The sequence below is a fragment of the Pseudomonas sp. LFS074 genome (assembly GCF_047978165.1).
Classification (GTDB): domain Bacteria; phylum Pseudomonadota; class Gammaproteobacteria; order Pseudomonadales; family Pseudomonadaceae; genus Aquipseudomonas; species Aquipseudomonas putida_P.
Genome location: NZ_JBFPFV010000001.1, coordinates 2,298,814 through 2,321,238, shown reverse-complemented (window position 1 = coordinate 2,321,238; position 22,425 = coordinate 2,298,814). Strand labels below are relative to the sequence as shown.

Annotated in this window: 22 protein-coding genes; 13 read left to right on the top strand and 9 right to left on the bottom strand. The window is 63.9% G+C overall.

The features are described 5' to 3' along the window. Window positions 1–6: 6 nt before the first annotated feature. Window positions 7–1,107 carry a sigma54-dependent transcriptional activator SfnR gene (gene sfnR / locus ACNQP3_RS10770; protein ID WP_012271812.1) on the top strand — a complete coding sequence of 367 codons (1,101 nt, stop codon included), beginning with the start codon at window positions 7–9 and terminating at the stop codon, window positions 1,105–1,107. Window positions 1,108–1,268: 161 nt separating this feature from the next. After that, window positions 1,269–1,586 (top strand): DUF2388 domain-containing protein, encoded by a 318-nt coding sequence (locus ACNQP3_RS10765; RefSeq protein ID WP_012271811.1) that lies wholly within the window; start codon window positions 1,269–1,271, stop codon window positions 1,584–1,586. A gap of 61 nt (window positions 1,587–1,647) precedes the next feature. On the opposite strand, the gene glcC is transcribed toward ACNQP3_RS10765, so the two are convergent. Then, window positions 1,648–2,412, bottom strand: coding sequence for a transcriptional regulator GlcC (gene glcC / locus ACNQP3_RS10760; protein ID WP_012271810.1), 765 nt, complete (start codon window positions 2,410–2,412; stop codon window positions 1,648–1,650). Between the two features lie 194 nt (window positions 2,413–2,606). Here glcC and glcD point away from each other — a divergent pair, with 194 nt between their 5' ends. Genes glcD through ACNQP3_RS10740 form a run of 4 tightly spaced genes read left to right on the top strand, consistent with a single transcriptional unit; the run spans window position 2,607 to window position 6,794 of the window. After that, window positions 2,607–4,106 carry a glycolate oxidase subunit GlcD gene (gene glcD / locus ACNQP3_RS10755; protein ID WP_060493383.1) on the top strand — a complete coding sequence of 500 codons (1,500 nt, stop codon included), beginning with the start codon at window positions 2,607–2,609 and terminating at the stop codon, window positions 4,104–4,106. Continuing rightward, window positions 4,106–5,158: a glycolate oxidase subunit GlcE gene (gene glcE, locus ACNQP3_RS10750; protein ID WP_012271808.1), complete on the top strand. Its 1,053-nt coding sequence runs from the start codon at window positions 4,106–4,108 to the stop codon at window positions 5,156–5,158. The genes glcD and glcE overlap by 1 nt, the downstream gene beginning before the upstream one ends. 9 nt (window positions 5,159–5,167) lie before the next feature. After that, entirely contained in the window at window positions 5,168–6,403 is a 1,236-nt protein-coding gene (gene glcF / locus ACNQP3_RS10745) for a glycolate oxidase subunit GlcF (RefSeq protein ID WP_264317004.1), read from the top strand. Continuing rightward, the gene (locus tag ACNQP3_RS10740) at window positions 6,396–6,794 is read left to right on the top strand and encodes a heme-binding protein (protein ID WP_012271806.1); all 399 of its coding nucleotides are present in this window, start codon (window positions 6,396–6,398) and stop codon (window positions 6,792–6,794) included. Before glcF ends, ACNQP3_RS10740 begins: the two co-directional genes overlap by 8 nt. 85 nt (window positions 6,795–6,879) lie before the next feature. Here ACNQP3_RS10740 and ACNQP3_RS10735 read toward each other — a convergent pair whose 3' ends face one another. After that, window positions 6,880–7,458, bottom strand: a complete 579-nt coding sequence (locus ACNQP3_RS10735; RefSeq protein WP_012271805.1) for a flavin reductase family protein — start codon at window positions 7,456–7,458, stop codon at window positions 6,880–6,882. A 196-nt stretch (window positions 7,459–7,654) separates the two neighbouring features. Between ACNQP3_RS10735 and ACNQP3_RS10730 the strand changes: the two genes are divergently transcribed. Then, a complete protein-coding gene (locus ACNQP3_RS10730) occupies window positions 7,655–7,993 on the top strand; it encodes a hypothetical protein (RefSeq protein ID WP_060493388.1) in 339 nt (112 codons plus the stop codon). Between the two features lie 83 nt (window positions 7,994–8,076). Continuing rightward, entirely contained in the window at window positions 8,077–9,510 is a 1,434-nt protein-coding gene (locus tag ACNQP3_RS10725) for a PLP-dependent aminotransferase family protein (RefSeq protein WP_041166468.1), read from the top strand. Here the strand turns inward: ACNQP3_RS10725 and ACNQP3_RS10720 are convergent. Continuing rightward, window positions 9,503–10,699 (bottom strand): CynX/NimT family MFS transporter, encoded by a 1,197-nt coding sequence (locus tag ACNQP3_RS10720; RefSeq protein ID WP_060515632.1) that lies wholly within the window; start codon window positions 10,697–10,699, stop codon window positions 9,503–9,505. The genes ACNQP3_RS10725 and ACNQP3_RS10720 overlap by 8 nt on opposite strands. 201 nt (window positions 10,700–10,900) lie before the next feature. Here ACNQP3_RS10720 and ACNQP3_RS10715 point away from each other — a divergent pair, with 201 nt between their 5' ends. Next, a complete protein-coding gene (locus ACNQP3_RS10715; RefSeq protein ID WP_012271801.1) occupies window positions 10,901–11,338 on the top strand; it encodes a carboxymuconolactone decarboxylase family protein in 438 nt (145 codons plus the stop codon). Window positions 11,339–11,342: 4 nt separating this feature from the next. Here the strand turns inward: ACNQP3_RS10715 and ACNQP3_RS10710 are convergent, their stop codons facing one another. Beyond that, entirely contained in the window at window positions 11,343–12,362 is a 1,020-nt protein-coding gene (locus ACNQP3_RS10710) for an AraC family transcriptional regulator (RefSeq protein WP_012271800.1), read from the bottom strand. 170 nt (window positions 12,363–12,532) lie between these two features. Between ACNQP3_RS10710 and ACNQP3_RS10705 the strand changes: the two genes are divergently transcribed. The 3 genes from ACNQP3_RS10705 to ACNQP3_RS10695 are packed head-to-tail and all read left to right on the top strand — an operon-like array spanning window position 12,533 to window position 15,173. Continuing rightward, window positions 12,533–13,717: an acetyl-CoA C-acyltransferase family protein gene (locus ACNQP3_RS10705; RefSeq protein ID WP_060493391.1), complete on the top strand. Its 1,185-nt coding sequence runs from the start codon at window positions 12,533–12,535 to the stop codon at window positions 13,715–13,717. Window positions 13,718–13,730: 13 nt separating this feature from the next. Next, window positions 13,731–14,579 carry a 3-hydroxybutyryl-CoA dehydrogenase gene (locus tag ACNQP3_RS10700; protein ID WP_012271798.1) on the top strand — a complete coding sequence of 283 codons (849 nt, stop codon included), beginning with the start codon at window positions 13,731–13,733 and terminating at the stop codon, window positions 14,577–14,579. A 12-nt stretch (window positions 14,580–14,591) separates the two neighbouring features. Beyond that, window positions 14,592–15,173, top strand: coding sequence for a TetR/AcrR family transcriptional regulator (locus ACNQP3_RS10695; RefSeq protein WP_060515712.1), 582 nt, complete (start codon window positions 14,592–14,594; stop codon window positions 15,171–15,173). 150 nt (window positions 15,174–15,323) lie between these two features. Here ACNQP3_RS10695 and ACNQP3_RS10690 read toward each other — a convergent pair whose 3' ends face one another. From ACNQP3_RS10690 to ACNQP3_RS10670, 5 genes are read right to left on the bottom strand one after another with little or no spacing between them, the layout of a single operon-like run. Next, window positions 15,324–15,701, bottom strand: a complete 378-nt coding sequence (locus ACNQP3_RS10690; protein WP_009686481.1) for a response regulator — start codon at window positions 15,699–15,701, stop codon at window positions 15,324–15,326. Window positions 15,702–15,745: 44 nt separating this feature from the next. Then, on the bottom strand, window positions 15,746–16,972 hold the full coding sequence (locus tag ACNQP3_RS10685) for a hybrid sensor histidine kinase/response regulator (RefSeq protein ID WP_012271796.1): 1,227 nt from the start codon (window positions 16,970–16,972) through the stop codon (window positions 15,746–15,748). Beyond that, window positions 16,966–17,541: a chemotaxis protein CheB gene (locus ACNQP3_RS10680; protein ID WP_012271795.1), complete on the bottom strand. Its 576-nt coding sequence runs from the start codon at window positions 17,539–17,541 to the stop codon at window positions 16,966–16,968. Before ACNQP3_RS10680 ends, ACNQP3_RS10685 begins: the two co-directional genes overlap by 7 nt. After that, entirely contained in the window at window positions 17,538–18,359 is an 822-nt protein-coding gene (locus tag ACNQP3_RS10675) for a CheR family methyltransferase (protein ID WP_012271794.1), read from the bottom strand. Before ACNQP3_RS10675 ends, ACNQP3_RS10680 begins: the two co-directional genes overlap by 4 nt. Further along, entirely contained in the window at window positions 18,356–21,823 is a 3,468-nt protein-coding gene (locus ACNQP3_RS10670; protein WP_264317003.1) for a response regulator, read from the bottom strand. Before ACNQP3_RS10670 ends, ACNQP3_RS10675 begins: the two co-directional genes overlap by 4 nt. A 248-nt stretch (window positions 21,824–22,071) precedes the next feature. Between ACNQP3_RS10670 and ACNQP3_RS10665 the strand changes: the two genes are divergently transcribed. Beyond that, on the top strand, window positions 22,072–22,422 hold the full coding sequence (locus ACNQP3_RS10665) for a response regulator (protein WP_012271792.1): 351 nt from the start codon (window positions 22,072–22,074) through the stop codon (window positions 22,420–22,422). Window positions 22,423–22,425 lie beyond the last annotated feature (3 nt).

Genomic DNA, 22,425 nt, shown 5'->3' with positions numbered 1-22,425 from the left:
CTGCCCATGCAACTGCTGACCCTCCCCCCGTCACCGACACTGGCTACCTCGATCCGGGCGACCGCACAGGTCTTCGAAGACCCAAGATCACAGGCGCTGCTCGCCCACCTGCAACAGGTCGCCCCCAGCGAGGCCAGCGTCCTGATCATCGGCGAAACCGGCACGGGCAAGGAGCTGGTCGCACGCCACATCCACAACCTCAGCGGTCGGCGCAACGGCCCGTTCGTTGCGGTCAACTGCGGCGCATTTTCCGAGTCGCTGGTGGAAGCCGAACTGTTCGGCCATGAAAAGGGCGCCTTCACCGGCGCCCTCGCGGCCAAGGCCGGCTGGTTCGAAGAGGCCAACGGCGGCACCTTGTTCCTCGACGAAATTGGCGACTTGCCGCTGCCGATCCAGGTCAAGCTGCTGCGTGTACTGCAAGAACGCGAAGTGGTGCGGCTGGGCTCGCGCAAGAGCATCCCGATCAACGTGCGGGTCCTGGCGGCGACCAACGTACAGCTGGAAAAGGCCATCAACGCCGGACATTTCCGTGAAGACCTGTACTACCGGCTGAACGTGGTGACGTTGCAGTTGCACCCGTTGCGCGACCGTCCGGGCGACATCCTGCCACTGGCCCGGCATTTCATCCGCAGTTACAGCGACCGGTTGGGCTACGGGCCGGTGGAACTGAGCCCCAAGGCCCAGGCCAAGCTGGTCGAGTACAGTTGGCCGGGCAACATCCGTGAGCTGGAAAACGTGATTCACCACAGCTTGTTGACCTGTGGCGATGGCACGGTGCAAGCGCAGGACCTGCGTTTGTCCAACTTGCGTATCGAACGGCAAGAGGAGGAGCCGGCAGGCAATGGCGTGGATGACTTGCTACAGCGCGCGTTCAGCCGGCTGTACGAGGAGCAGTCGGGTGATCTTTACGAGAAGGTGGAAAATGCCCTGCTGCGCTCGGCGTACCGGTTCTGCCATTACAACCAGGTGCATACCGCGCAGTTGCTGGGGTTGTCGCGCAACATCACGCGCACCCGGCTGATTGCGATTGGTGAGCTTGTAGTGAACAAGCGGCGGGGACAGGAGCAACAGGTGCTGGACAACCGGGTGGTGCGGTTGTCGATTTGACCCTTGAGCCGCTTCCACAGAGGCCTCACTGAGATCGAGCCCTGCGCTGTACCTGCCCCTCTCGTCATTCCAGCCAGGAAAGGGAACTACCCGCACTCACCTGCTCTCTTAAACACTGAGTGGTTTATTTCCCTGTGCTTCACGCTACTGGAGAACACGACATGCGCCACCTATTCCTCGCCCCTGCGCTGCTGCTCCTGCTGCCTGCCGGTGCTGCCCTGGCCCGCGTCGATGCGGGCGACGTCGCCACCTCGGCCGGTGTTTCCGCCTCGCTGTATTCGACCTTCAAGGATGACAAACGGATCATCCCGGCCCGTGACGAGCTTTCTGCGTTCGTCGCCAGCGGCGGTGCCATCCGCGGCGCCTATGTGGAGTCGGCTTTGGAACAGGCCCGCAAGGACCACCCAGGGCTGCAAGCCAATGATGAAGAGTTGGCCAGGGCAATCCTGTCTCAGGATGACCCTGTGGCTGACCATTGAGTGAACCTGTACCGGCCTGTGCTCGGCATTGTCCGCGAACAGGCCGGTGCGGGGTTACAATTCAACCCCAGCCATCCATGCGCATGGTCGCCCTGACCAAGCGCTGCTCTTCCTGCTCTATCTCTCGCAAACTGTCACGTATCCCGTTGATGTGCTCGCGTGCGGCCCGCTGAGCCTGCTCCGGCAGTTGCTCCATCACTGCGTGATACAACCGTGCATGCTGGCGATCGATCTGGCGTTTCTGCGCAGGCCGGCAGTACAGGTTGTTGACCGAAGCGAACACAGTACTCAGGGTCAGGTCACTGAGCGATTGCAGGGTATGCACCAGCACCGGGTTATGCGACGCCTCGCTGATCGCCCGGTGAAAGGCATGGTCACGGTGGGCATGCTCGCGAGCATCGAGCGCCTGCGCGGTTTCATGGGCAGCCAGCATTTCTTCGTAGCGCCGACGGATCAGCAAACGGTCGACCTCGGTGGCGCGCAAAGCCGCCAGCCGCGCCGACTCCGCCTCCAGCAACGCCCGCACCTCCAGCAAGTCGAACAACGTGCGCGGTTGCGAGCTGAACAGGTGCATCAACGGCGTGCTCCCCACCTGCCCCGTCAGGTCGGCGACGAACGAGCCACGCCCTTGCTCGGTGTCGATGATGCCGCGCCCACGCAGGATGCGCAGGCCCTCCCGCAGAGCCGAGCGCGAACAGCCTAGTTTTTCCACCAGCCGCCGCTCGGACGGCAGCGCCTGGCCCACCTTCAGTACGCCTTCGACGATCAACCGTTCGACCCGTTCGGCGACCTGATCGGCGACCTTGGCCTTGCCTTCAGTACCCATCTCAACGCCCCTACTGGTAGGACCAGTTGCATCACTGGCTTCAATCTAGCCGGACAAAGCCGGTAATAGCCACAGCCTGGCAGAAAAACTGGTAGGACCAGTACCTGCCGCACTCGACTACAGCCGCCGGCACGCGCACGCTGGCAGGGTGATCGCTTTGCCAACAACAACAAAAACCGTTGCCGAGTGAGCCGATGAATATCCTGTACGACGAGCGCGTCGATGGCGCGTTGCCCAACGTGAACCAGGCTGACCTGTTGCAGGCGCTGCGCGATGCCCTGCCAGACCTCGAAATCCTGCACCGCGAAGAAGACCTCAAACCCTACGAATGCGACGGCCTGTCGGCCTACCGCACCGTGCCACTGCTGGTGGTGCTGCCCGAGCGCCTGGAGCAGGTGCAAACACTACTGAAACTGTGCCACCAACGTGGCGTACCGGTGGTCGCCCGAGGCGCCGGTACCGGCCTGTCGGGCGGTGCCCTGCCGCTGGCGAAGGGCATCCTGCTGGTGATGGCGCGCTTCAATCGTATCCTTGAGGTGAACCCGCAGGGTCGCTACGCCCGTGTGCAGCCGGGCGTGCGCAACCTGGCCATCTCCCAGGCCGCCGCACCTCATGGTATGTACTACGCACCAGACCCCTCCTCGCAAATAGCCTGCTCCATCGGTGGCAACGTCGCCGAAAATGCCGGTGGCGTGCACTGCCTCAAGTACGGCCTGACCGTGCACAACCTGCTCAAGGTGGAAATCCTCACGATCGAGGGCGAGCACCTGACCCTCGGCAGCGATGCCCTGGACAGCCCAGGTTTCGACCTGCTGGCGCTGTTCACCGGCTCCGAAGGCATGCTGGGTATCGTCACCGAAGTTACCGTCAAGCTGCTACCCAAGCCCCAGGTGGCGCGAGTGCTACTGGCCAGTTTCGACAGCGTCGAGGACGCCGGCCGGGCAGTCGCCGACATCATCGCGGCCGGCATCATCCCCGGCGGCCTGGAGATGATGGACAACCTGGCGATCCGCGCCGCCGAGGACTTCATCCACGCTGGCTACCCGGTGGACGCGGCGGCGATCCTGCTGTGCGAGCTGGATGGCGTGGAGGCCGACGTACACGACGACTGCGCGCGGGTCGCCGACGTACTGACGCATGCCGGGGCCCGCGAGGTGCGCCTGGCCTGCGACGAAGCCGAGCGCGTGCGCTTCTGGGCCGGGCGCAAGAACGCCTTTCCAGCGGTAGGGCGCATCTCCCCGGACTACTACTGCATGGACGGCACCATCCCGCGCCGCGAACTGCCCCGGGTGCTCAAGGGTATCAGTGACCTGTCCGCTGAATACGGCCTGCGCGTGGCCAATGTGTTCCATGCCGGCGACGGCAACATGCATCCGCTGATCCTGTTCGATGCCAACCGCCCCGGCGAGCTGGAGCGTGCCGAAGCCATCGGCGGCAAGATCCTCGAACTGTGCGTGGCAGTGGGCGGCAGCATCACCGGTGAACATGGCGTGGGCCGCGAGAAGATCAACCAGATGTGCGCGCAGTTCAACAGCGACGAAATCACCCTGTTCCACGCGGTGAAGGCCGCCTTCGACCCGCAGGGCCTGCTCAACCCCGGCAAGAACATTCCCACCTTGCACCGCTGCGCCGAATTCGGCGCCATGCATGTGCACCATGGGCAGCTGCCCTTCCCCGAACTGGAGCGTTTCTGATGAGCATGGACCGCGACATGAGCCAGGCACTGCTGGAACAGGTAAACCAGGCGCTGAACCAACGCACGCCACTGCGTATCCAGGGCAGCAACAGCAAGGCGATGCTCGGCAACCCAGTGGCCGGTGAAGTGCTCGATACCCGCAGCCACCGCGGCATCGTCAGCTACGATCCGACCGAACTGGTGCTCACCGCCCGCGCCGGCACGCCGCTGCGCGAAATCGAGGCGGCCCTGCACGAAGCCGGCCAGATGCTGCCCTGCGAACCACCGCACCTGGGCCCGGAAGCCACGCTGGGAGGGATGGTCGCGGCCGGGTTGTCTGGCCCACGGCGGCCGTGGGCCGGGTCGGTGCGTGACTATGTGCTTGGCACCCGCGTGATCACCGGCCACGGCAAGCTGTTGCGCTTTGGCGGCGAGGTGATGAAGAACGTGGCCGGTTACGATGTATCACGCCTGATGGCGGGCAGCTTCGGCTGCCTGGGGCTGCTGACCGAAGTGTCGCTGAAAGTGCTGCCACGCCCACGTCAATGCCTTGGCCTGCGCCTGCCGATGAGCCGCCATGAAGCCCTGGCGGAGCTGGCCGAATGGGGGCAGCAACCGCTACCGATCAGCGCCGCCTGCCATGACGGCGAAGCACTGTACCTGCGCCTGGAAGGCGGCGAAGGCTCGGTGCAGTCGGCGTACCGGCGCCTGGGTGGCGAAACACTCCACAACCGGTTCTGGAGCGACCTGCGCGAACAACGGCTGCCATTTTTTGCCGGCGCCGCTCCGCTGTGGCGCCTGTCCGTACCCAACGCCTGCGGCGAGCTGGACCTGCCCGGCCAACAGCTGATCGACTGGGGTGGCGCCCAGCGCTGGCTCACAACCGGCGCACCGGTTCAGGCCATTCGCGACCAGGTCGCCAAGGTGGGCGGCCACGCCACCTGCTATGCCCCCGGTGCAGCCAGCAGCCCGCCGCTGTCCGCCGCCCTGATGCGCTACCACCGCGCCCTCAAGCAGCAGCTCGACCCCCAGGGGGTGTTCAACCCCGGTCGCCTGTACCCGGACCTGTGAGGCCAGACCATGCAAACCAACCTCAGCGAAACAGCCCGCCGCCTGGCCCGCGCCGAAGAAGCCGAAAGCATCCTGCGATCCTGCGTGCACTGCGGCTTCTGCACCGCCACCTGCCCCACTTACCAGTTGCTAGGCGATGAACTGGACGGCCCGCGCGGGCGTATCTACCTGATCAAGCAGGTGCTCGAAGGCAAGCCGGTCACCGCCAGCACCCAGTTGCACCTGGACCGCTGCCTGACCTGCCGCAACTGCGAAACCACCTGCCCATCCGGGGTGAAGTACCACGACCTGCTGGACATTGGCCGGGCGGTGGTCGAGCAGCAGGTGCCGCGCCCGCTCGGCCAGCGCCTGCTGCGCCAGGGCCTGCGTGCGGTAGTGCCGCGCCCGGCATTGTTCAAAGCCCTGACCCGCAGCGGCCAGGCGCTGCGCCCGCTGCTGCCGGCCACGCTCAAACGCAAGCTGCCGGCCCGCATCACGCCACCCGGCGACCGCCCCGCGCCACGCCATGCACGCCGGGTGCTGATGCTGGAAGGTTGCGTGCAACCAACCCTGTCACCCAATACCAACGCCGCGGCTGCGCGGCTGCTCGACCGCCTGGGCATCAGCGTGCAACCGATCCAGCAGGCCGGTTGCTGTGGCGCGGTGGACTATCACCTGAATGCTCAGGAGCAGGGCCTGCAGCGGGCACAGCGCAATATCGACGCCTGGTGGCCCGCCATCGAAGCAGGTGCCGAGGCGATCGTACAAACTGCCAGTGGCTGCGGCGCATTTGTCCGCGACTACGGCCACCTGCTGGAAAAAGACCCTCACTACGCTGCCAAGGCCGCGCGGGTCAGCGCACTGTCCCGCGACCTGGTAGAAGTTTTGCGCGATGAACCCGTCGAGCAACTGAGCCTTTGCGCCGAACAGCGTCTGGCCTTCCACTGCCCATGTACACTGCAGCACGCCCTGAAACTGGGCGGTGCGGTAGAAGCATTGCTGACGCGGCTGGGCTTTACCCTGACCTCGGTGCCCGACGGCCACCTGTGCTGCGGCTCGGCGGGCACTTATTCGCTGACCCAGCCTGAATTGTCGCTGCAACTGCGCGACAATCGCCTGAATGCGCTGGAAAGCGGCAAACCGCAAGTCATCGCCACGGCCAACATCGGCTGCCAGGCCCACCTCGACGGGGCTGGGCGCACGCCTGTGCGGCACTGGATCGAAATCGTCGAAGCAGCCTTGAACCCGGAGACCCCCCATGCATAGCAAGTTCGTGATCGGCCAGGCCGAAATTGCCCGCGTACTGAGCGCCGCGCGCCAGGAAGCCCAGGCGCAGCAATGGAACGTGACCATCGCCGTGGTCGACGACGGCGGCCATCCGCTGGCCCTGGAGCGCCTGGACGGCTGCGCGCCCGCCAGTGCTTACATCGCAATGGAAAAGGCGCGCACTGCCGCATTGGGGCGCAAGGAGACGCGGGATTATGAAGAGATGGTCAATAGCGGCCGTACTGCTTTCGTGACCGCGCCGCTGCTGACCAGCCTGGAAGGCGGCGTGCCGCTGCGGGTGGAAGGCCAGGTGGTAGGCGCGATTGGCGTGTCCGGGGTCAAGTCCGAGCAGGATGCCCAGGTGGCCAAGGCTGGGGCTGCCGCGCTCTGAGTTCCGTGCCAACCTCTTCTGGGGCCTTACAGCCTGTTGCTATGCGGTTGGAGCGGGCATGCCCGCGAAGAAGCCAACACAGGTGTTACTGCGGCTCAACCACCACCGCCTCGCCAATCGCATAAAAATGCCCACCCGCGACGTAGTGCAGGCTGCGCCACTGCGGGTCGGCACTTTCATAGGCCCAGTGCCCATCCCGGAACACCCGGTCATCCGCCCAGGCGGCCACCACTTCGCCTATGAACAAGTCATAGGTGTTCTGGTTATGCGGTTCGTCGATCACTCGGCACATCAACCACGCCGAGCAGCCTTGCACCAATGGCGCCGCATGCCCTTCGACCCTCGCCAGCTGCACACCGATGCTGGCCAGTTTGTCGGGCTGGTCGAACAGGCTGCGGGTCCCCACCTGGTGGGTCAGTTGCGCCTGCGCAGCGGTCGGCACCTGGATCACGAACCAGCCACTGCCCTCCACCAACTGCCGGGTGCGGGCGATCTTGTCGAGCACCACGGTTACCTTGGGCGGGTCGAAGTCCAGGGCACAAGCCCAGGCAGCTGCCATGACGTTGTCTACCCCCTCGTGGCTGGCCGAAACCAGCACTGTCGGGCCGTGGTTCAACAGGCGATAGGCCTTTTTCAGGTCGACGGGCTGGAAATGGCTGTTCATGGCAATCCTCGGCAAGGCGGGTATCAGACGCCGAATTGTGCCGCAGACACCTGCCTCCCGCCAGTCAGCGGTGGCCTTCCAGCATCCTCAGAAATTTCCCACAAAGTTATAGGAAGCGTCTTACTTGCTGCCACTGCGCGCAGAAAACAAGATCGGCACTGGACAACGCAAGGTCGCGATCCAGAGGAGGCTCCGTATGCACCTGTACGCCCGCTCCATTGCCGCACTGCGCAGCAGCCTGCGTGAAATGCTGGCCCACGACATCAGCAACCCCGATGAAGACCCTCACCTGTCGGGGGTGATGTTCTTCTGCGCCACCGACGAACACTCCCGGCAACTGGTCGAACGTATCGAGTTGCTGGCCAGCGAAGTGTTCTTCGACCCGAACGGGCGAGCCATCACAGAGCATCTGAAAGCTGCCGCGGTGGATGGCGTGCGCATCAAGCGCAGCCGCAAGGCACCGGCGGACGAGACAGTGATACGCATTGCGCTGGCGGACAAAGGCTTTATCACCGTAAGCACCGCTCGGCTCTGAGTATCGGCATGCAGCCGTGCCTGCAGATATTGCGCACACCCCTGATCCGCTATCCTGAGCACTCCCCTGCTCTGGACCGCCCCATGGAACTGCACATTCGTCTGGAGGGCCGCAAAGGCCTGGCCGATCAGCTTTACCAGCAATTGCGCGACGGTATCGACAGCGGCCACTTGGCCGCCGGCACCCAACTGCCACCTACCCGCCTGCTGGCAGAACAACTGGGCGTCTCGCGCAAGACCGTGGCCGAAGCCTATTCACGGCTAACCTACGACAACCTGCTCAGCGGCGTGGTCGGCCGTGGCACCTTCGTCACCCCGCGCCATCCGCTGCGCAATAACGAAGCAGACACCATCCCCCTGGCCGGCGCCGCCTCCCTCGAGCGCTGGCAGCAACGCGCCACCGTGCTCGGCCAACGCCAGCTGCACGCACCCTCGCGCTATGACTTCGTCGGCGGTGCTTCGAGCAAGGCGCAGTTCCCGTTTGACCAGTGGCGCAGTTGCCTGAACTACGCGCTGCGCCGTAGCCAGCGCCACCCCGAGCGACAATTTCCGGCCCAGGGCCTGCCGGAGCTGCGCGAAGCCATTGCCCACCACATCGCCTACGCGCGCGGTGTGCACTGCAGCGCAGCCGACCTGCTGGTGTGCAACGGCGCCCAGCAGGCACTGGACCTGATCGCCCGGGTGCTGGTCGAGCCAGGCTGCCAGGTGGCGATGGAAGACCCCGGATACCCGCCGGCACGGCAACTGTTTCTGGCCCTGGGTGCACGGCTGCAGTCGGTTCCGGTGGATGGAGAAGGCCTGTGCGTGGAGCAGATCGCCGACGGCACCCGGCTGATCTACGTGACGCCCTCGCACCAGTTCCCACTCGGCATGCCGATGAGCGAGCCACGCCGGCACGCCCTGCTGGCACGGGCTGCCGAGCTGGGCGCACTGATCATCGAAGACGATTACGACTGCGAATTCCGTTACCACGGGCCGGCCTCGGATGCACTCAAGCGCCTCGACCGCCATGGCCTGGTGGCTTATGTGGGGACTTTTTCCAAGACCTTGCTGCCCGAGCTGAGGCTGGGCTATGCCGTGTTGCCACCCGCCGTGTTGCAGGCCGCTTGCGTGGCCAAGCACCTCAGCGATTGGCACAGCCCGACCTTGCTGCAGTGGGCGCTGGCGCGCTTTCTGGGCGAAGGCCACCTGAACAAGCACATCCGCCGCTGCCACGAAGTCTACAGTGCCCGCCGTGAGCGTATCCTGGCACGCCTGGGCGGCGACCTGGCACCCTGGTTCAGCGCCATCCCCGCCAGCGCCGGCTTCCACCTCAGTGCCCTGGCCTCACCCGGGGTGGATGTGGAGTTGCTGGCCAACCTCGCACGCAAGGTGGAGGTCGGCCTGTATTCGCTGGCGCCGTTCTTCAGCGAAGCGCCGTTGCGCCCTGGGCTATTGCTGGGCTTCGGCGCCATCGAATTGCTGGACATCGACCCAGCACTGGACAGAGTGCGCGATACCCTGCAACGCCTCAGTTGACCGGTGCGGCCTTGCCCACTACCGCCGGGCGGGCGATGGCCGCCGCATAGCCACGCGGGTTGAAGCACACGGTCACCAGCAACATTGCCAGAACAGTCACGGTCAGCAGTGTCCACGAAGCCTGGAAGTCGCCACTGACATCACGCAGCCAGCCGGTGATGTACGGCACGATACCGGTGATGATAAAGCCGATGCCCTGCACGAACGCCGCCAGGCTGCCCGCCTCGGCAGGCGTTTTCAGGTGCTCCAGGGTCAGCGTCAGGCTTTGGCTGAAGCAGGCGCCCAGTCCAAAACCGATCATGGCTACCCACAGCCCCGAAGCCTGCGTAGGTACCAGCAGCAGGCCGAGGAATCCCGCCAGCTGGATTGCCAGCGCCAGCCACAGGCCTGGGCGCCGGTCGGCCCAACGCCGCAACAGCAGCGGCAGGCCGAGCGCACCTGCCACCTGGAACACGGTCATCAGGCCCACCAGATCGGCACCGCCCTGGGCGCTGCCGCCGTGCTCGGTGTGGTAAGCCGGCAACCAGGCCACCATGCTGGTGTAGCCGCCGTTGATCAGGCCGAAGTACAGGGCCAGCAACCACGCCCGGCGGGTGCCGAACCAATGCCCGCCAGTAGCCCCCGCCAACTTCGGCGCTTCCTGGCGCGGCCGCAGCACGGCCCAGGCCAGCACCGCCAGCACTGCCGGGATCGCCCACAGGCCCAGGCCGGCTTGCCAGTGACCGAAATGGCCGCTGATGTGTGGCCCGAGCACTGCAGCCAGGCCGCCGCCGCTCATCAGCGCGGCCGAATACAAGCCCATCGCCCCAGCCAAACGCCCGGGGAACCAGCGGTTGACCAGGCCCGGCATCATGCCCTGCACCACTGCCACGCCCAGGCCGGCGACCACCGCACTGGCGATCAGCGCCCAGGCACTGTCCAGCTGCAGGCGCCACAGGCAGGCCAGGGCAATCGCGGCCAGGCCCCCGAGCATACCGCCATGTTCGCTGACCCAGCGTCGCAGCCACGGTTGCAGCAACGGCACCAGGCCCATGCACAGCACCGGTAATGCCGTCAGCAAGGCGGCCTGCTGGTAGCCCAGGCCGGTGCTGGCGCGCATGGGTTCGAGTAACGGGCCGATACTGGTCAGAATCGGCCGCAAGTTCAGCGCCAGCAAAATCACCAGCAACAGGTTCAAGGCAGCTCTCATGGTGGATCTTTTCTCTTGTAGCAAGACCTGGCCATTATCCCGGCTTGGCTGGCCCGGCAGAAATAAAGAGATTGGATGCGTGTCAGTGGCCAGCTGAATAGGCGATTGGCCTCCTGATCATGCGAACGATTGGCTATCGGGGTGGCCAATGGTCGGCGCTACAGTAGCGCCATTACCACCCCGCACCTTTTGGAGACTGCCATGCACAACCGTATCGAATGGGCCAAACACGCACCCGAGGCCTACAAAGCCATGGTCGGCCTGGAGCAAGCCCTGGCCAAGAGTGGCCTTGAGAGTTCGTTGCTGGAGCTGGTACGCCTGCGCGCTTCGCAGATCAACGGCTGCGCCTACTGCGTCAACCTGCATGCCAACGATGCGCGCAAGGCGGGTGAAACCGAGGCACGTTTGCAGACCTTGTGCGTGTGGCGCGAAACCGCTTACTTCACCCCGCGTGAACGTGCGGCGCTGGCCTGGGTCGAAAGCCTGACCCGCCTGCCTGAGCACGGCGCGCCGCAGGGGCAATATGAAGCCTTGCAGGAGCACTTCGAGCCGGCCGAAGTGGCGAACCTGACCTTGGCGATTGCCACCATCAATGCCTGGAACCGCTTCGGGGTCGGGTTTGCCATGGTGCCGGCCTGATCATTCATTGATTGCCTGTACCGGCCAACCGCGCCCGATAGCTGCCGGGGCTGTGGCCGGTCCACTTCTTGAATGCCCGGTGAAACGCGCTGGGCTCTTGAAACCCCGCTTGCTCGGCAATTTCGGCAATGCTCAGCTCGCCTTCGCGCAACCGCTCGAAGGCCATCGCCCGGCGCACCTCATCCTTGATCTGCTGATAGGACCGCCCCTCCCGCTCCAACTGCCGGCGGAACGTACTGGCACTGATCCCCTGCTGTTGCGCCAGGGCCGTCAACGTCGGCCACTGCCCATAGCGCAGGGCCCGCAGGTGCCGGTACACCTCGGCCACCAGGCCGTTCTGGTTGCGAAAACGGATCACCAGCCCCTGCGGCGCACTGCGCAGAAAGGTCTTCAAGGCCGCCAGGTCCTGCACCACTGGCAGGCGCAGATAGGCGCTGTCGAACTCCACCTCGGTGCGCCCGCTGCCCAGGCGCAGGTCTGGCCCCCACAGCAGCAGGTCGTCCTCCTGGGCCGGGCGTAACTCGGCCAGCTCGGTGCGATCGATGGCGATCCGCCGCCCGGCCAGCCAGCACAGCATGCCGATCATCAGCACCAGGTAGGTTTCCTCGGCATACACCCGAGTCAGCGGGTCGGCAATGTTCGACTGCACACTGATCAGCGCCCGCCCGCCACGTACGGTCAGGCTGCCCTGCAAATCACGCAGGAACAGGCCGAAACCGCCCATGCACTGGCGCAAGGCCTTTTCCAGGTTCGGTTCGAGGATCAAGCCCCGGCAGATCAGGGCAAAACTGCCCAGCGGCATGCCATGGCTGTCGAGGCGGAAAAATTCATCGTCCAGGCGCTGGATCAACGCCAGCCATAGCTGGGCGAACGCCTTGGCCGGCACCCGTGCCTGGGGCTGGTCGAGCAATTGCGGGGCGATGCCCACCGCCAGCAGCTGAGCGTCGCGCTCGGCGGGGCTGTCGCGCAGGGCATGGAGCATGGCGTTGAGGAAGTACACGGCGACCGAATCGCTATCGCGCATGGTGGTTTTCGCTGTCTATGCTGAGTGGCAAAAAGTGCCAGGTTGTTTGAACAGATCCGGCATAGGCTGCCACAGAGCCTTTGCCTAGACTCGGACCCACTCCGGGATATCGTCGGCCATTCTCGCAGAGCCTGGCCCAGTCCCGCCATGCCTTCGCAATCGGAGCCCCTATGAGCAGCGCAGAAATCTACGTCGTCAGTGCCGTCCGTTCAGCCATTGGTGGCTTCGGCGGTTCCCTCAAGGACCTGCCGCTGGCCGACCTGGCCAGTGCCGTGACCCGCGCCGCCATCGAGCGTTCGGGCCTTGCCGCCGAGCAAGTCGGCCACCTGGTGATGGGCACGGTGATCCCTACCGAACCACGTGACGCGTACCTTGCGCGGGTAGCGGCAATGAACGCCGGCATCCCCAAGGAAACCCCGGCATTCAACGTCAATCGCCTGTGCGGCTCTGGCCTGCAGGCCATCGTCTCGGCAGCCCAAGGCTTGCTGTTGGGCGACACCGAGGTGGCCGTGGCGGCCGGCGCCGAATCCATGAGCCGTGGCCCGTACCTGTTGCCACAGGCCCGCTGGGGGGCGCGCATGGGTGACTTGCAAGGCATCGACTACACCGTCGGCGTACTGCATGACCCGTTCCAGCACTTCCACATGGGCATCACCGCCGAAAACGTCTCGGCCAAGCACGGCATCACCCGCGAAATGCAGGACGAACTGGCCCTGACCAGCCAGCGCCGCGCCGCCCGTGCCATTGCCGAAGGCCGCTTCGACAGCCAGATCGTGCCGCTGGAGCTGAAAACCCGCAAAGGCAGTGTGCAGTTCAGTGTCGACGAACACGTACGTGGCGATGTCACCGCCGAACAACTGGCCGGCATGAAGCCGGTGTTCAAGAAAGACGGCACCGTTACCGCCGGCAACGCCAGCGGTATCAACGATGGCGCCGCCGGCCTGGTGCTGGCCACTGGTGACGCGGTGCGCCGCCTGGGCCTGAAGCCGCTGGCACGCCTGGTGGGTTATGCCCACGCCGGTGTCGAGCCCGAATTGATGGGCCTTGGGCCGATCCCGGCCACCCGCAAGGTGCTGGAAAAGACCGGCCTGAAGCTGCAGGACCTGGACGTGATCGAGTCCAACGAAGCTTTCGCCGCCCAGGCCTGCGCCGTGGCCCGCGAGTTGGGCTTCGACCCGGAAAAGGTCAACCCCAACGGCTCGGGCATTTCCCTGGGCCACCCGGTAGGCGCCACTGGCGCGATCATCGCCACCAAGGCCATCCATGAACTGCAGCGCATCCAGGGCCGCTACGCCCTGGCCACCATGTGCATCGGTGGCGGCCAAGGCATCGCCGTTGTCTTCGAGCGCGTTTGAGGGAGCCTGGTACATGAGCATTGAACAGATCGCCGTGATCGGCGCCGGCACCATGGGCAACGGCATTGCCCAGGTGTGCGCGGTCGCCGGCTACCAGGTGCTGTTGGTGGATGTTTCCGACGCTGCGCTGGAGCGCGGTGTAGCCACCTTGAGCAAAAACCTGGAACGCCAGGTCAGCAAGGGCACCCTGGAAGCGGACAAGGCGGTGGCGGCGAAAGCACGCATCCGCACCAGCACCGACTACACCCAGCTCAGCAGTGCGCAGCTGGTGATCGAGGCCGCCACCGAGAACCTGCAGCTCAAGCAGCGCATCCTGCAACAAGTGGCCGCCAACGTCGCCGCCGACTGCCTGATCGCCACCAATACCTCGTCGCTGTCGGTCACCCAGCTGGCCGCCAGCATCGAACACCCCGAGCGCTTCATTGGCGTGCACTTCTTCAACCCGGTGCCAATGATGGCGCTGGTCGAGATCATTCGCGGCCTGCAGACCAGCGACAGCACCTACGCACAGGCGCTGGTGGTGACCGAAAAAGTCGGCAAGACGCCGATCACCGCTGGCAACCGCCCAGGCTTCGTGGTCAACCGCATCCTGGTGCCGATGATCAACGAGGCGATCTTCGTGCGCCAGGAAGGCCTGGCCAGTGCCGAGGACATCGACACCGGCATGCGCCTGGGCTGCAACCAGCCGATCGGCCCTCTGGCCCTGGCCGACCTGATTGGCCTGGATACCCTGCTGGCGATCATGGAGGCCTTCCATGAAGGCTTCAACGACAGCAAGTATCGTCCTGCCCCGCTGCTCAAGGAAATGGTCGCGGCCGGTTGGCTGGGGCGCAAGAGCGGTCGCGGTTTCTTCACTTACTGAGGACAAGGCGCCATGCCCCCGGTCAATGCCGCAATGCGCTGTGCCAACTTTGAAGAGCGACGTGACCGGGCCATGGCGCTGTTTGCCGAAAAGGGCTTTGGCCAGGTCAGCATGCGCGAGCTGGCGGCCCATGTGGGGCTGACCGCCGGCTCGCTGTACCATCACTTCCCCAGTAAGCAGGACCTGTTGTACGACTTGATCGAGGAGTTGTACGAGGAGCTGCAGGCCACCCTGGACCAAGGACGACGGGCCATGGCACGTGGTGCGTCGGCATTGAGCTGCCTGATTGCCGCGCACTGGCAGTTGCATGCCGAGCGCCCGCTGCAGTTTCGCCTGGCCGAGCGCGACCTGTGCTGCCTGAGCGATGACCAGCGGGCACGCCTGGCCTTGTTGCGCAAGCGTTACGAGGCGGGGTTGCTGAGGTTGATCGCGCCGCAGGCGGCGTTGCAGGGGGAGGCTTTGGTGGCCACCGCGCATGTTGTGGCGACGCTGCTGAACCAGTTGCCGGGGATGTTGAAGGCACTCCCCGAGGAACAGGGGCTGGGGTTGATGGAGAGCATGTTGATGGGTGGATTGGAGCGGACCCTGCGTTAGACACGGCCACTGTAGGAGCGGCCTTGTGTCGCGAAAGGGTCGCGAAGCGGCCCCAGGATTTCAGCCTGCAGCCGATGTTGCTGGGGCTGCTGCGCAGCCCTTTCGCGACACAAGGCCGCTCCTACAGGAATAGCGTTTTACCTGCAGGCTTCAGCGCAGCAGTGCCTGGATCTGCTCGTGCAAGGTATCCAGGTCGAATGGCTTGGCCAGGATCGGAGCCTTGCGGGTGATCGGGCTGCCAGACTCGAGAATCTCCGCCGGGTAGCCGCTGATGAAGATGACCTTCAAGTCCGGTCGTAACTTCACGGCGGGCTCGGCAATCTCCACCCCGGAGATACCTCCCGGCAAGCGGAAGTCCGTCACCATCAGGTCCAAGTGCGGTTTGCTGGCCAGGATAGCGAACGCCTGCTCGCCATCTTCGGCCACCAGTACGTGGTACCCCTCGCCCGCCAGGTAGTCGCGCAGAATCATGCGAATCGCCGGTTCATCCTCGACGACCAGAACCACATCTTGTGCATCTTCACTCATGTTAACGCCTTGAAATGCTTACAGTTGGCCATCAGACCCCAGGCTTACGCAGAGGTTGCCCGCGCCTGGTCGTTTTGTTGTTCGTGTTTTGCCAGCGGTAATTGCAAGGTGAAGGTGGCGCCTTTGCCCTCTTCACTTTCGACCTGTATACGCCCGCCGTGGGCCTGGACGATCTGTTCCGAAATATACAGCCCCAACCCCAACCCGCCACTGGCCTGCTGGGCGGCGACCCGCTCGAACTGCTGGAAAATGCGCTGCTGGTTGGCTGCATCAATGCCGATCCCCTGGTCTTGCACCTGCACACACGCCAGGCCGTCCTGTTTGAATACGCGCACCTGCACCGGCTTGCGTTCACCGTAACGCAACGCATTGGACAACAGGTTGGCTACCACTTGCTCAATGCGAAATTCGTCCCACTCGCCTTGCAGCGGTTCGCAGCGTTGCAGCTCCACGTAGGTTTCCAGCGCCGTGGCCTGGGCGGTGAAGTTCTCTACCAGCCCCCGCACCAGTTGCCCCAGGTCGAACACCTTGGGCCGCAGGGACAGTTTGCCGGTCCGGATGCGCGATACATCGAGCATGTCTTCGATCAGGCGTATCAGGCTGTTGATCTGCCGTTCGTCGCGCTCGACCATGGCCTGCAGCTTATCGCCACTGAAGGCAGCGAGGTTGCCGCGCGCCAGGTGCATCTTGCGCAGTTGGGTTTCCAGGATCAGCCCATTGAGTGGGGTGCGCACCTCGTGGGAGACGATCGACATGAAGTCATCACGCATGCGCACGGCATGTTCCAGCTCAACTCGCGCCGTCTGCAGTTGGGTCAGCAGCAGCTCCTGCTCCTGACGGCTGCGCTCCAATGCCTGCAATTGGCGGTCCAGCACTTTACGCTGGCGGTACAGGTCGACGAACACCGACACCTTGCTCTTCACCGCCAGGGTGTCGAGCGGCTTGTACAGGAAGTCCACCGCACCGCTCTCGTAGCCTTTGAAGGCATAGTTCATCTCGCGCCCGGCAGCAGTGACGAAGACGATGGGGATATTGCGGGTTTTTTCCGTGCCGCGCATCAGTTCGGCCAGCTCGAAGCCGTTCATGCCCGGCATCTGCACATCGAGGATGGCCAGGGCGAACTCGTGTTCAAGCAACAGCGACAACGCCGCTTCGGCAGACTGAGCCTGGTGCACCTCGCGGTCTTCTCCCTGGATCAGGGCGGCGAGGGCCAGCAGGTTCTCCGGCAGATCGTCGACGATCAGCAGTTTGGCGATGGTGTGGCTTAGCATGCGCTGGGTTCCAGGGCAGCGAGCAATTGCTCGATGCCACTCAGAGAAAGAATATGGTCGGGCTGGTGCAGGGCCAGGGCGGCCTCCGGCATCAGCGCAACCTGTGCGTCACGAGGGTCCTGGACGAGGGTCCTGCCCCCATTGTTCTTGATATAGGCAAGCCCTTGGGCGCCGTCTTCATTGGCACCGGTGAGCAGCACGCCAAGCAGGCCGTCACCATAGGCGTCGGCAGCGGACATGAACAGGTAGTCGATTGCCGGCCTGGAAAAATGCACCGGCGGCTCCTGGCTCAACGACAGGGTGAAATCACGCTCCACCGACAGGTGGTAGCCGGGCCCGGCCACGTAGATCAGGCCGGGGCGCAACGGTTCCTTGTCCTGTGCCTCGTGCACCGGCCGGTGCAGACGGCGCTGCAGCACTGCAGCCAACTGACTGTGGCGGTTATCCGGCAAATGCAGCACGCACAGCACAGGGATGGCGAAGCTGGCCGGCAACCCGCCCAGCACCGTGAACAACGCCGTCACGCCGCCTGCCGAGGCACCGATCACCACCGCACGCACGCCGTTCATGATTTACGGTAGATCCGCTCGGGTTTAACCAGCGGCTCAAAACGCTCGCTGTAGGCCGAGAAGTCCACCGACTCCTTGCTGCCCAGCACCAGGAAGCCGCGGTGGCACAACGACTCGTGGAACAACCCGAGGGCGCGATCCTGCAGCTCCTTGTTGAAGTAGATGAGCACGTTGCGGCACGACACCAACTGGGTTTCGGAAAACACGCTGTCGGTGGCCAGGCTGTGGTCGGCAAAGGTCACGTTGTCGCGCAGGGTGCTGTCCATGATGGCGTTGCCGTAGGCCGCCGTGTAGTACTCGGAAAAGTCCCGGCGACCACCGGCCATGCGGTAGTTCTCGGCGTACTCGCGCATGCTCTGCATCGAGTAGATGCCCTGCTTGGCCTTGTCCAGCGAATGCGGATTGATGTCGGTGGCATAGATGATGGTGCGCTCCAGCAGACCCTCTTCACGCAGCAGGATGGCCATCGAATACACCTCCTCGCCCGTGCTGCAGCCGGCAATCCACACCTTGATCGACGGCCAGGTGCGCAGCAGCGGCACCACTTCGTTACGCAACGCCAGGAAGTGCCCCGGGTCGCGAAACATCTCGCTGACAGGGATCGTCAGGTACTGCAGCAACTGCATGAACATGCCGGGGTCGTGCAGCACGCGCTCTTGCAGCGCCGACACCGTCAAGCAGTCGAACTGGCGCAGCGCGTGCAGGATCCGGCGCTTGATCGAAGCGCCGGAATAGTTGCGAAAATCGTAGCTGTACTTGAGGTAGATGGCCTCGATCAGCAAGCGGATTTCGATGTCGGTATTACGTTCGCTAGTCAAATTCGCTCCAGTTGCGGCAACCATACACGGATCAACGAGAACAGACGGTCCAGGTCGATCGGCTTGGCCAGGTAATCATTGGCCCCGGCCTGCAGGCAACGCTGCTGGTCATCCTTCATGGCCTTGGCGGTCACGGCGATGATCGGCAGCTTGCGCCAGCGCGGTTGCTGGCGGATCAGGCGGGTGGCCTCGAAACCGTCCATTTCCGGCATCATCACGTCCATCAGCACCAGGTCGATGTCGTCATGCTGCTCCAGGCGTTCGATGGCCTCACGGCCGTTACGGCCGATCTCGACGATTGCGCCCTTGTGCTCCAGGGCGCTGGTGAGGGCGAAGATGTTACGCACATCATCGTCTACCAGCAGCACCTTGCGCCCCTCGAACACCTTGTCGCGGCTGCGGGCGGTCTTGAGCATGCGCTGGCGCTCGTTGGACAGCTGCGACTCGACCTTGTGCAGGAACAGCGTCACTTCGTCAAGCAGGCGCTCCGGCGAGCGCGCGCCCTTGATGATGATCGAGCGCGAGTACTTGAGCAGGTCGGCTTCTTCTTCGCGGGTCAGGTTGCGCCCGGTGTACACGATCACCGGCGGGAAGGAACGGATATCCTCGGCGGTCATGCGCTTGAGCAGCTCGTTGCCAAGCATGTCCGGCAGCTTCAGGTCGATGATCATGCAGTCGTAGATGTTCTCGCGCAGCAGCGCAAGCGCGTCCTGGGCAAACGCCACGGCGGTGATCTCGACATCGTCGTCGCCGATCAGCCGGGCAATGCTCTCGCGCTGCAGGTCGTCGTCTTCCACCAGCAGGATGTGCTTGAGCTTCTGGGTCAGCTTGGCTTCCAGGCGGGCGAACACTTCCTTGAGCTCTTCGCGGCTGGTGGGCTTGACCGCATAACCGACAGCGCCCATGTGCATGGCGGCCTCGACCCGGTCTTCCACAGAAATGATATGCACCGGAATATGCCGGGTGCCGGCTTGCTCCTTCAGGCGTTGCAGCACGGTCAGGCCGGAATGGTCGGGCAGGCGCATGTCCAGCAGGATCGCATCGGGGATGTACTGGGCGGCCAGCTCGAAGCCTTCGTCGGCGCCCTGCGCCACTAGGCAGCTGTAACCCAGCTCGTGGGCCAGGTCGAAGAGGATGCGGGCAAAGTTCGGTTCGTCTTCGATCACCAGGATGCAGCGGTTGCTGAACGGTGCGCGCTCGCGGTCGTCGACAAATGCCAATGCCAGGCGTTTTGGCGCTGACACCACCGGCACCTGCGGCGCGGGTGGCAACGTATCGACCGCCGGACGCAGGCTGAGCGGCTCGACGTCCTGCGCCAGGCGCTCATAGTGCTCCGGCAGAATCAGACTGAACACGCTGCCCTGGCCGGGGCTGCTGTCGACGTTGATCTGCCCGCCGAGCAAATGCGCCAGGTCTCGGGAAATCGACAGGCCCAGGCCGGTGCCGCCATAACGGCGGTTGCTGGTGCCATCGACCTGATGGAAGGCACCGAAAATCGCCTGCTGCTGGTCGGCCGCAATGCCGATACCAGTATCGCGCACGGCAAACACGATGCCCGTGCCAGGCTGGTAGCCAATGTTCAGGCTGACCTTGCCACGCTCAGTGAACTTGATGGCATTGGACAGCAGGTTCTTGAGGATCTGTTCAAGGCGCTGGCGGTCGGTGAACAGGGTGGCCGGCACCTGTGCCTCGGCCGTTACCTCGAAGGCCAGGCCCTTGTGCCCGGCCAGCGGTTCGAACATCCCGCGCAGGCCCTCGACCAGGCGCTCCACCTGGGTGCTTTCTGGCCGCACTTCGAGCTTGCCGGCCTCGACCTTGGCGATATCGAGAATATCGTTGATCAAGTTGAGCAGGTCGTTACCAGCCGAGTAGATCGACTCGGCAAACTTCACCTGCTCGTCGCTGAGGTTGCCTTCGGCGTTCTCCGCCAGCAGCTTGGCCAGGATCAGCGAGCTGTTCAGCGGCGTGCGCAGTTCGTGGGACATGTTGGCGAGGAATTCGGACTTGTACTTGCTAGAGCGCTGCAACTCGTCGGCACGTGCCTGCAGTTCTTCCTGGGCCTGGACCAGTTCGTCATTCTTGCGGTCCAGCGCCTCGGTACGCTCGGACAACTGCTCGTTGGTCTGCTCCAGTTCCGCCTGCTGGGTTTCCAGGTGGGCCTGGGACTCCTTGAGCACGCGCGATTGCTCTTCCAGCTCTTCGTTAGCGGTTTTCAGTTCTTCCTGCTGCACTTGCAGCTCTTCGTTCAACTGCTGGGTCTCGGCCAGCACTTCCTGCAAACGCTGACGGTAGCGGGCGCTTTCGATGGAAATACCCAGGTTGCCGCCCAGTCGCTCCATCAGCTCGTTGTCGCGCGCCTGCAAAGGCCGCAGGAAGCCCAGTTCGACCACGCCGTTGATCCCACCATCGTCGATCGCAGGCATCAGCAAGGCATTACGTGGCAGGCCGCTGCCGAGGCCGGAACTCAGGCGATAGTAGTCTTCGGGCAGGTCTTCAAGGCACAGCAGGCGACCTTCGCGCACCGCTTGTGCCAACAGGCCATCATGATCGCCCTTTACCTGCTCCCGAGCCTGCTCTTCAGCATCCAGGCCATAGGTAGCCACCCGTACCAGGCGGCCATGCTCATCACGCACATACACCGCCCCCACCACACTGCCCATGTAAGCGGCAAAAAAGCGCAGGATGTTGTCACCCAGCATCGGCAGGGTCAGTTGGCCCAGTACCTGTTCGGCCAGCTGGGTCTGCCCGTTGCGCAGCCAGGCCTGGTGCTCCAGGCGCTCGGCCGCACGCTGCTGGGCCTTGGCGTTTTCTTCGTAGCTGCCAGACAGCGCCAGCAGGTCGCGCCGGCCCAGGTAGGCGAGCAAGGCACTCAGGCCGACGATGAACAGCACGAACACCGAAATGGCCGTGACGGTAACGCTGCTGACCTTTTCGTTACGGGCCATGCGCAATTGCTGTTCAGTGCCGATCAGGCCGTCGAACTCCTTGCGGATCTCGTCGGTAAGGCGCTTGCCGCGGCCATTGCCGATCGATGCCTGATAGTCGCCTTGGGTGCGGCGCAGGGCAATCATCTCGCTGCCGAAGGTGTTCCAGGCTTGCTGCAAGGCGATCAGCCGGTCGATACGGTCGACCTGCTGCGGGTTGTCTTCGACCATGCCGCGCAGGCTTTGCAGGCTGCCGAGAATGCGCGGCTTGGCCACCTCGTAGGGGTCAAGGAAACGCTCGTCACCCGTGATCAGGAAACCGCGCATGCCGGTTTCCATGTCGATCGACAGCTTGACCGTTTCGTTGGCATTGCCGATCACCCGGTCAGTGTGCTCGACCCACTGCATGGCCGAGAGCAGGTAGTTGATCACCGCGACGAAGGCCACGGCCCCCAGCAGGCCCACCCCCAGAGGGAGGCCGATGTTGCGGCTCAACAGCTTGCGAAAGCTGCGCTGGTCCATCGAGGCTGATTGAATCATGAGAAAACGCCCGAGCAAGAAAAGTCCATTGAAAAGAGTGGCCGATCAGTCATTGTTGTTATCTGCCACTGCGCCGTCCTGATAAGCGAGTCTAACCAGCTTTGACGGGTCTGGCAGGGCATTTAGCCAGTATTTGAAGGTTGCGTTCGGGAATCGTTCCATCTATTTGCATGGATCGGTATCCTCGGGAACTTCTGATGCCGCGCGGTGCACAGATTAAAGACACTCATTTGTACAGGATCCGAACCATGCACCTTCTGGTAGTCGAAGACGACGACATCGTCCGTATGCTGATGGTCGAAGTGCTCGACGAACTGGGCTACAACGTCATCGAGGCAGAAGACGCCGCGGCCGCCCTGCGGGTACTCGAAGACCCGAACCAGGCGCTGGCACTGATGATGACCGATGTGGGCTTGCCGGACATGCGAGGCGAGTTACTGGCGGGGAAAGCACGCGAACTGCGGCCGCTGTTGCCCGTGCTGTTCGCCAGTGGCTATGCCGACAGCTTCAATGTGCCCGAAGGCATGCACCTGATCGGCAAGCCGTTCAGCATCGACCAGTTGCGGGACAAGGTGGTGGCTATTCTGGGTAACCCTTGATAG